The 8,612-nt window shown below is 48.4% G+C and carries 9 protein-coding genes; 5 read left to right on the top strand and 4 right to left on the bottom strand.

Annotated features, from left to right (window positions below):
* Positions 1 to 162: 162 nt before the first annotated feature.
* The 3 genes from D1627_RS18220 to typA all read right to left on the bottom strand — a co-directional run bounded on the left by D1627_RS18220 (position 163) and on the right by typA (position 3,555).
* Positions 163 to 747, bottom strand: coding sequence for a hypothetical protein (locus tag D1627_RS18220; RefSeq protein WP_119433712.1), 585 nt, complete (start codon positions 745 to 747; stop codon positions 163 to 165).
* 65 nt (positions 748 to 812) lie between these two features.
* The gene (locus D1627_RS18215) at positions 813 to 1,229 is read right to left on the bottom strand and encodes a hypothetical protein (protein WP_119433711.1); all 417 of its coding nucleotides are present in this window, start codon (positions 1,227 to 1,229) and stop codon (positions 813 to 815) included.
* 517 nt (positions 1,230 to 1,746) lie between these two features.
* The gene (typA, locus tag D1627_RS18210; protein ID WP_119433710.1) at positions 1,747 to 3,555 is read right to left on the bottom strand and encodes a translational GTPase TypA; all 1,809 of its coding nucleotides are present in this window, start codon (positions 3,553 to 3,555) and stop codon (positions 1,747 to 1,749) included.
* A 215-nt stretch (positions 3,556 to 3,770) separates the two neighbouring features.
* Between typA and msrB the strand changes: the two genes are divergently transcribed.
* From msrB to D1627_RS18190, 4 genes are all read left to right on the top strand, one after another.
* Positions 3,771 to 4,319, top strand: a complete 549-nt coding sequence (gene msrB / locus D1627_RS18205; protein WP_119433709.1) for a peptide-methionine (R)-S-oxide reductase MsrB — start codon at positions 3,771 to 3,773, stop codon at positions 4,317 to 4,319.
* A 135-nt stretch (positions 4,320 to 4,454) separates the two neighbouring features.
* Positions 4,455 to 5,231, top strand: coding sequence for a DUF3050 domain-containing protein (locus D1627_RS18200; RefSeq protein WP_119433708.1), 777 nt, complete (start codon positions 4,455 to 4,457; stop codon positions 5,229 to 5,231).
* A 99-nt stretch (positions 5,232 to 5,330) separates the two neighbouring features.
* Positions 5,331 to 5,591 carry a hypothetical protein gene (locus D1627_RS18195; protein ID WP_233555703.1) on the top strand — a complete coding sequence of 87 codons (261 nt, stop codon included), beginning with the start codon at positions 5,331 to 5,333 and terminating at the stop codon, positions 5,589 to 5,591.
* A gap of 149 nt (positions 5,592 to 5,740) precedes the next feature.
* Positions 5,741 to 6,082 carry a hypothetical protein gene (locus D1627_RS18190; protein ID WP_147383371.1) on the top strand — a complete coding sequence of 114 codons (342 nt, stop codon included), beginning with the start codon at positions 5,741 to 5,743 and terminating at the stop codon, positions 6,080 to 6,082.
* Positions 6,083 to 6,131: 49 nt separating this feature from the next.
* Here D1627_RS18190 and D1627_RS18185 read toward each other — a convergent pair whose 3' ends face one another.
* Positions 6,132 to 6,359, bottom strand: a complete 228-nt coding sequence (locus D1627_RS18185; protein ID WP_119433706.1) for a hypothetical protein — start codon at positions 6,357 to 6,359, stop codon at positions 6,132 to 6,134.
* 197 nt (positions 6,360 to 6,556) lie between these two features.
* On the opposite strand from D1627_RS18185, the gene metG reads away from it, so the two are divergent.
* Positions 6,557 to 8,596 (top strand): methionine--tRNA ligase, encoded by a 2,040-nt coding sequence (metG, locus tag D1627_RS18180; RefSeq protein WP_119433705.1) that lies wholly within the window; start codon positions 6,557 to 6,559, stop codon positions 8,594 to 8,596.
* Positions 8,597 to 8,612 lie beyond the last annotated feature (16 nt).

Below are 8,612 nucleotides of genomic sequence, written 5' to 3'. Positions count from 1 at the left end.
CCTTTGATGCCCTCCAGCCCCTTAAAAAGCCTGAAAGACACGCCACTTTAAAACCCGAAAATAATCCCAATCACGGCCAACGGTTAGTATAAAAAACGTGCGCGGCCGTCGGCCGAAGCATGATTTTTATACAGTGTTACCACTAGTTATTTTTATAAATTATTAGACAGTAAGTTTTAGATAACTATATAAACGTCTGGCGAAGTCGGCAAGGTTATTCTCTTTTTCAAATTTGTAGGAGTTATCTGCATATTGAATTGAAACTGTGTAAATATATCCTGCTTTTGCTTTATCTGAATAAACTACTAAGTCAAATCTACTTTGATTTAAGCCCTTTGATTTTCTATAAAACCGCGTGTTAAGCATATAGGCTTCTTCTCCTTGTGTTAGTTTAATCTTCTCCTGTCCGTCAATAAATCGTTCAGGAAATTCTCTGTCAGGATTGGTTCTATAACCATTTAAGCATTTATCTTTACAGTCATCCAGATTTTTTCCGTCTTGCTTCACAAAGAAAATTGTAACCATAACAGGTGAACCATTCATTACAGCTGGGAGAGCCTGTCCGCTAGCTTCTAGGAGTTGTTCTGGTCCTTGTCCACCCGTAGGAATATGCCTCCATTTGGAGGGAAATTTAATTTCATAATTTTCAGTCGAGATAGTTTTTAAATTATCCCATATGGATTGGTCAACTTGTCCATAAGCTGAAATAGATAAAAGGGCTAAAAGAACAGTAAAAAGTTTATTCATTTTTTAATTTTTAATTAGTGGTAACGGTTTTGCTATAAGGTGGTGTAGCTAACTTATAGGTTTGGTTAGGGCTTGTTGTTTTTAGAACTTATATTGCTTTTTAAGGAGATTGAAAACAATGTGCTTAAAAATAATCCGAATCCTAAATGAATTAAGATAAGAAGAATATTTTCGCCAAAACTATTCTCTATATTAAATTGGCCCTTAAGAATTTTATAAACAGTTGATAAAGTTATTGATACCATATAAGAGCCTAAACCCACTTGGACTTTTTCCCCAAATCTAATACCGATTTCTTCCCTTTTATAGAACAGGATACTGCTAAAAACAATAAGACCTAAAGTAATAATAAGTAAATACCCTCCAACATAATATAATTTGAAAGGGTCGTGACTTAATAAGGACAAAACGATCCCTCCACTAAATCCAGCATACAGACTTATCTTAAAACCACTAAAACTTATTACTCTAAATTTATCCAATTCTTATTTCAAATTACCCCTAACTACTGTGTATAAGGAGTTATTCCGGTTATTGGCCTTTTAGCTGGACTATACTGATCCTGTTTCTTGCGATAGCTAGACTCCAGCTGTTCCTCGGTTTTACCCTTCATACATTCAAGCTAAATTTAAAACATTTCTATAAACTATCAAGCGGGTTATCGGTTTTATCTAGTGCATAGCTCTACTGCGCATATAATCCTGTGGCATATTGCTGCATCTTTGACGTAGCAGCTATTGGTTCAGGTGCAAACAGCAGCCTAACATTCATAGAATACACAGGTTATTACTATAAAGGTAAATTGCAGTTCGGTAATCGGGGCATAGCTATTTATATACGTTTACGAACGTTTTTAAACGTATATAAATGCGGATGTTGAAGCAGGAGCAAGGCTATATCATGCCATGGAGAACTGGCCCACTGAGCTGAGGTAATAAAAAACGCCTGCCACATTGCTGCGGCAGGCGTTCCTGTATATAGTAAGCTTAGTAGTAACTACTAGTTAGCATCAGCTCTCGACATGCGGTTACGCTCGTTCTCGTCGAGGTAAATCTTACGCATACGGATGCTCTTTGGCGTTACTTCCAGCAATTCATCCTTCTGGATGTATTCCATGGCTTCTTCCAGAGAGAACTTCTTGGCAGGCGCGATTTTCACGTTGTTATCAGAACCGGAAGCACGCATGTTCGTCAGCTTCTTACCTTTCTGGATATTTACCGTGATATCGTTTTGGCGGCTGTGCTCACCAATTACCTGGCCCATGTATACTTCTACACCCGGATCAACGAAGAACACACCTCTGTCCTGCAGCTTGTCGATAGAGTAAGCAGTACCGGCACCAGTTTCCATCGAGATGATAGAACCGTTGTTACGGCTAGGGATGTTTCCTTTATGCGGCTCGTAAGCCAGGAAACGGTGGTTCATGATCGCCTCACCGGCAGTAGCTGTAAGCACGTTGTTACGCAGGCCAATCAAACCACGCGCCGGGATGTTGAACTCCAGGTGCTGCAGGTCGCCTTTAGGCTCCATGATAGTCAGCTCACCTTTACGCTGCGTTACCAGCTCAATTACCTTACCGGCAGTCTCCTCAGGCACGTCAACAACCATGTGCTCGATTGGCTCGTGGCGCACACCGTCGATTTCTTTGTAGATTACCTGTGGCTGACCAACCTGAAGCTCATAGCCTTCACGGCGCATAGTTTCGATCAGTACAGACAAGTGCAGGATACCACGACCAAATACCAGGAAGGTATCCTCACGGTCGGTTTCCTGTACACGCAGGGCAAGGTTTTTCTCAGTTTCCTTGTACAAACGGTCGCGTAGGTGGCGTGATGTCACGAACTTACCCTCTTTACCGAAGAAAGGAGAGTTGTTGATCGTGAACAACATGTTCATCGTTGGCTCATCGATAGAGATACGCGTCATTGGCTCCGGGTTCTCTGCATCTGCGATAGTATCGCCAATGTCAAATCCTTCGATACCAGTTACAGCGCAAATCTCGCCAGAAGAAACAGACTCTACTTTCTGCTTGCCTAAGCCTTCAAAAACCTGAAGCTCGGCAATTTTGCCTTTCTTGATAGAACCATCCGCTTTGCACAAGCTAATTGGCATACCTTCTTTCAAGGTACCACGGTGAACGCGGCCAATGGCGATACGACCAACAAAAGAAGAGTAATCCAAAGAAGTGATCTGCATTTGTGGCGTACCCTCGTTTGTAGGAGCAGCCGGGATCACATCGATGATAGCATCCAGAAGTGGCGTGATGTTATCCGTAGGCTGAGTCCAGTCGGTGCTCATCCAACCCTGCTTCGAAGAACCATAAAGCGTTGTGAAGTCCAGCTGGTCTTCAGTCGCATCCAGGTTAAACATCAGGTCGAATACTTGCTCGTGCACCTCGTCAGGGCGGCAGTTTTCTTTATCTACTTTATTTACAACCACAATTGGCTTAAGGCCCAGCTGGATAGCTTTGCCCAGTACGAAACGAGTCTGAGGCATAGCACCTTCAAAGGCATCCACCAGAAGCAGAACGCCATCAGCCATTTTCAGAACACGCTCTACCTCACCACCGAAATCGGCGTGACCAGGGGTGTCGATGATGTTGATTTTAACGTCTTTGTAACGAACCGACACGTTTTTGGAAACGATCGTGATGCCGCGCTCGCGCTCCAGGTCGTTGTTGTCCAGAATCAGGTCGTCGAACTGCTGGTGCTCCGCGAAAAGCTTTGAAGCATGGATGATCTTGTCCACGAGCGTTGTCTTGCCGTGGTCTACGTGTGCGATAATCGCAATATTTCGAATATTTTGCATTGAATTGATTTTTCGAGCCGCAAAAGTACTAAAAAGGCTTCATACTTTTACTAGGTAGCTCGAAATAAACAGGTTATGGGTATATTAAATTATTTTTAAGCTGCATCGGGCGCAGGTTATTGGGCAAACACCGGATCGTTAAAGTTTGTTTCCTAGTAAGTTAGTTAATTTTGGGGCGCTAAAGCCGAAAGGCAATTTGGGCCGTAAGTATACGTATGAAAGTGATACACTATTTTATGATGATCGGGGCGCTGCAACTCGCAGCCTGTACCCAACAGAGCAAGCCAACTGAAATGGCTTATACCACCGCCAGCACCGGCGATAAACCACTTCCAGACTATATCGTGCAAGCCTTAAACAGCGAATCGCTGCAGGATACAGTGGTTAAAACCGAGGAAGAGTGGCGTGCCATACTTACTAAGGAAGAATACTTTGTGCTGCGGCAGGAAGGTACCGAAAGGCCTTTTGCCAACGAGTATAACGATAACAAAACGGAGGGGATTTACTATTGCGCCGCCTGCCATAACCCGATGTTTTCATCGGGTACCAAGTTTGACTCCGGCACCGGCTGGCCTAGTTTTTACCAACCAATCGCTAACGAAAGGATCAAGGAAGTGCAGGACAGGACCTTGGGCATGGTGCGCACAGAAGTTGAGTGCGCCCGTTGCGGCTCGCACATCGGGCATGTTTTCGATGATGGCCCCGCGCCAACCGGCTTACGCTACTGCCTGAACTCAGCCGCCCTGGACTTCGAGAAAAAATAATAAAACACACCTTAACGTTTGCTGTTATACTTTTGCATTTGCAAAGCCGATACTGTTTGGTTCTGCAAATGCATTTTTAATGTTCTGCCTTGCCTGTTGCAGCGGCAATAGGGCCAGGCACACTTTCACATACCCATGAATAAGAGAATAGAAGCGCTGCAAAACGCCTTGCAGGAGCACCGGCAGCAACTGCTGCAGCACAATGTTTACCAAAGCCTGGAAACCCTGGAAGACCTGAGGCTTTTTATGGAGCACCACGTGTTTGCCGTTTGGGATTTTATGAGCCTGCTTAAGGCCCTGCAACGCGACCTTACCTGCACCACGCTGCCCTGGATGCCTACGGCCAGCCCAAGTACCCGCCGCCTGATCAACGAGATTGTGCTGGAAGAGGAAACCGACGTAGACCCGCAAGGCAACCCGATCAGCCATTTCGAGCTATACTTGCTGGCCATGGCCGAAGCCGGTGCCAGCAACAGCCAGATTGCGCAACTGCTGCAAAGTATACGCGAGGGCAAAAGCGTGAACAGCGCCCTGGACCAATTGCCGATAGATGCCTCTGTAAAAGCCTTTGTGCGCAATACGTTCCGCATCATTAACTCCGATAGCCCGCACGCTGTTGCTGCCGCCTTTACCTTTGGCCGCGAAGACCTGATCCCGGACATGTTCCGCCACCTAATCGCCGACCTCAACAAACGCTTCCCGGGCAAGCTCGATACGTTTATCTATTACCTGGACCGCCACGTGCAGCTGGATGAGGAAGTGCACACGCCCCTGGCGCTGCAAATGGTAAGCGAGCTGTGCGGAGAGGATGACCAAAAGTGGGCGGAGGCGCTGGAAGTGTCGAAAAACTGCATTACGCAGCGCATCGAACTCTGGACCGGTATCCGTAACCTGCTGCCCTCTAAGGTATAGCTTTCGTGTGGGCTGCCTACTTTATGAAAAATGAGCATCCACCAACGAATAGCATTGCTCTGCCGTAGGTAAAGGCTGAAACTAACACAGCATAAAACTATGACAGAGCTACATTCAGAAGCAGAAAATATAGAAAACACGGCACAATGCATTATAGATGCCTTTAAGCAATTTGATGTGAAAGAGGGGGCGGTGCTCCGCTACGACCAGCTATACCCATACTTGCAGGAGCGCTACCCGCACTACAAGGATGTACAGAAAGAGGCCGAGCACCATTTAGGCAAGGAGGGCTATATAAATCCGGCGCCAGATGGCCTTATGCTTACCCAAGTGGGGCACAACCATGTTTGGGGCAAATAAGCGTAGCGGTTTATAGCAGAGTACAGAACGGGGCCAGCAGGTTTTATACTTGCTGGCCCCGTTTGTTTTGCACAAGTTTTATACTTTATCGCCCACGGCGTAGCCACTCGCCCGTATACTTTAAAGTATAAATCAAGCAGTTAAGAACGATGCACGCATATAAAACTTATACCCTAAGTATGGCCCTGATCGGTTTAGGAGCCTGCACCTCGCTCTCGGAAGGGCAGGAGAACCTGCCGCCGCCGGGTGCGCCAAACAAGCGGGTTACGCTATACAACAACCCAACCGAAACGCTCCGTGACCGCATGGATGAGCAGGCCAGCGAGATTAACCGCAAGCGCAATATTGAGCAGTTCAACAGCAACAGCCCGGCCATGACGCCCAACACGCTTCGGCCACTGCAGCTGCCTTTGGCACCCATCGACTCCACGCGGCACAACATTTACTGGCCTATATCCCCGGTGGTGCGGCCACTGCCGGCAAACCAATAAGCACCACGGCCCCGGTTATACTTTAATCGGGGCCGCGCTGTTTATGGCGTTATTTCTTCTTCTTTTTCTCCTGCACATTTTCAGCTTCTTCCTCATCGCTCAGGTGCAGCTCGTCCGGTTCCAGGTCTACGTACACTTCATGGTCGGGTGGGGTGTTTTCAGATTCGCGGTCTACCTGGCGCGGAGCAGGTTTTTTGGTTGTTTTCTCGGTGCTGTCGCGCTCGCCTAGGTTGTCGCCATTGTTTTTGGAGGTTCTGAAATTATCGTTGCTCTTCATAGGTTAGGATGAATTTGATTTCTGCTTTGGTTGCGGCAAACCTTATGTAAAGGTTATGCTTTTGCGCCTGTAAACTAGTGTCTGCATCCTCTTACGGGAAATAAGCCGTTGCAGCTATACTTCTCTTTTACGGGATTGGGGCTACTTGGCGCATCTTTCCGCGCGGGATTTGTATATTTGCTTTTTAAACACACGTCATGACACATAATCCTAAAAGATATACTGTTACGGCAGCCTTGCCGTACGCCAATGGGCCGGTGCACATTGGCCACCTGGCAGGGGTATACTTGCCAGCCGATATTTACGCACGTTACCTGCGCCTGCAAAACCGCGATGTGAAGTTTATCTGTGGCTCTGACGAGCACGGGGTGCCCATCACGATTCGGGCCAAAAAAGAAGGCATTACGCCGCAGCAAGCCGTTGATAAATACCACGAGCTTATCCGCGATTCTTTCCGGGATTTTAACATCTCGTTTGATGTCTACGACCGCACATCCTCTAAAATACACGCCGAAACCGCTGGCGATTTCTTTAAGAAGCTGCATGCAGAAGGCAAGTTTATAGAGCAAACCACGCAACAGTACTACGACGAGAAGGCGCAGCAGTTCCTGGCTGACCGCTACATAGTAGGCACCTGCCCGAAATGCGGCAACGAGAACGCTTACGGCGACCAGTGCGAAGCCTGCGGGACCTCGCTCAACGCTACCGACCTCATCAACCCGAAAAGCACGCTGAGCGGCGCTGTGCCCGTAATGCGCGAAACCAAGCACTGGTACCTGCCCCTGAACGAGTATGAGCCCTGGTTGCGCGAGTGGATTGTGGAAGGGCATAAAAGCGACTGGAAATCTAACGTGTACGGCCAGTGCAAATCCTGGATAGACCAGGGGCTGCAGCCGCGCGCCGTAACCCGCGACCTGGATTGGGGTGTGCCTGTTCCCGTGGAAGGTGCCGAAGGCAAGGTGCTGTACGTATGGTTCGATGCGCCGATCGGTTACATCTCGGCCACCAAAGCCCTGACAGACGATTGGGAAAAGTACTGGAAAGACGAGGAAACCAAGCTGGTGCATTTCATCGGCAAGGATAACATCGTGTTTCACTGCATCATTTTCCCGAGCATGCTGAAGGCGCACGGTGATTATATTTTGCCAGACAACGTGCCTGCCAACGAGTTCCTGAACCTGGAAGGCGAGAAGATATCCACCTCGCGCAACTGGGCAGTGTGGCTGCACGAATACCTGCAGGATTTTGAGGGCAAGGCCGATGTGCTGCGCTATGTGCTCTGCGCCAACGCCCCCGAAACCAAAGACAACGACTTCACCTGGAAGGACTACCAGGCCCGCAACAACAGCGAGCTGCTTTCCATACTTGGTAACTTCATTAACCGCGCCGTGGTGCTCACACAAAAGTACTATGAAGGCGACGTGCCCGCACGCGGCGAACTAACGGATTACGACAAAACAGTACTGGCCGACCTGGAGGGCATGCCGTTGGTAATCTCGACCTACATTGAGCGCTACCGCTTCCGCGATGCCCTGTCTGAGCTGATGAACCTGGCACGCCTGGGCAACAAGTACCTGGCCGACACAGAGCCTTGGAAACTGATCAAGACGGATGCTGAGCGCGTGAAAACCATCATGAACATTGCCCTGCAGATATCAGCCAGCCTGAGCATTCTGATGGAGCCGTTTTTGCCAGCCTCTGCCACAAAGCTGCGTACCATGCTAAACATGCCGCAAGGGCAGTGGGCCGATGCCGGTGCCGCCGATCTGTTGCAGCCGGGCCATACCATTGGCAAGCCGGAGTTACTGTTTGAGAAGGTAGAAGATGCCGCCGTAGAGGCGCAGGTGCAGAAGCTGCTGGACACCAAAAAAGCCAATGAAATGGCAAATGCCGTGGTCGAGCCAGCCAAAGAAGACATCACGTTTGAGGACTTCACCAAGCTCGACATACGCGTAGGCACGATCTTGGAGGCCGAGAAGGTAGCTAAAACTAAAAAGCTGCTGAAGCTGAAAGTAGATACCGGCATAGACCAACGCACCGTGGTAAGCGGCATAGCAGAGTTCTTTAAGCCGGAAGATATTGTAGGGCAGCAGGTAAGTATACTTGTAAACCTGGCCCCGCGCGAGATCAAAGGCATCACCAGCCAAGGCATGATCCTGATGGCCGAAAACGCTGACGGATCCCTAGCCTTTGTGCAGCCAAGCAAGGAAATCCGAAACGGCGGCACGGTAAGCTAAAGCTTGAGGGGTACGA

The sequence above is a fragment of the Pontibacter oryzae genome, assembly GCF_003576375.1.
In the GTDB taxonomy this organism is placed as follows: domain Bacteria; phylum Bacteroidota; class Bacteroidia; order Cytophagales; family Hymenobacteraceae; genus Pontibacter; species Pontibacter oryzae.
This window is presented reverse-complemented; position numbering and strand designations above follow the sequence as displayed.

What these genes read in the sequence shown, in the direction of transcription:
- D1627_RS18220 (WP_119433712.1), bottom strand. Translation starts at nt 747, where the DNA reads ATGAATAAACTTTTTACTGTTCTTTTAGCCCTTTTATCTATTTCAGCT.
- typA (WP_119433710.1), bottom strand. Translation starts at nt 3,555, where the DNA reads ATGCAAAATATTCGAAATATTGCGATTATCGCACACGTAGACCACGGC.
- msrB (WP_119433709.1), top strand. Translation starts at nt 3,771, where the DNA reads ATGAAAGTGATACACTATTTTATGATGATCGGGGCGCTGCAACTCGCA.
- D1627_RS18200 (WP_119433708.1), top strand. Translation starts at nt 4,455, where the DNA reads ATGAATAAGAGAATAGAAGCGCTGCAAAACGCCTTGCAGGAGCACCGG.
- D1627_RS18195 (WP_233555703.1), top strand. Translation starts at nt 5,331, where the DNA reads ATGACAGAGCTACATTCAGAAGCAGAAAATATAGAAAACACGGCACAA.
- D1627_RS18190 (WP_147383371.1), top strand. Translation starts at nt 5,741, where the DNA reads ATGCACGCATATAAAACTTATACCCTAAGTATGGCCCTGATCGGTTTA.
- D1627_RS18185 (WP_119433706.1), bottom strand. Translation starts at nt 6,359, where the DNA reads ATGAAGAGCAACGATAATTTCAGAACCTCCAAAAACAATGGCGACAAC.
- metG (WP_119433705.1), top strand. Translation starts at nt 6,557, where the DNA reads ATGACACATAATCCTAAAAGATATACTGTTACGGCAGCCTTGCCGTAC.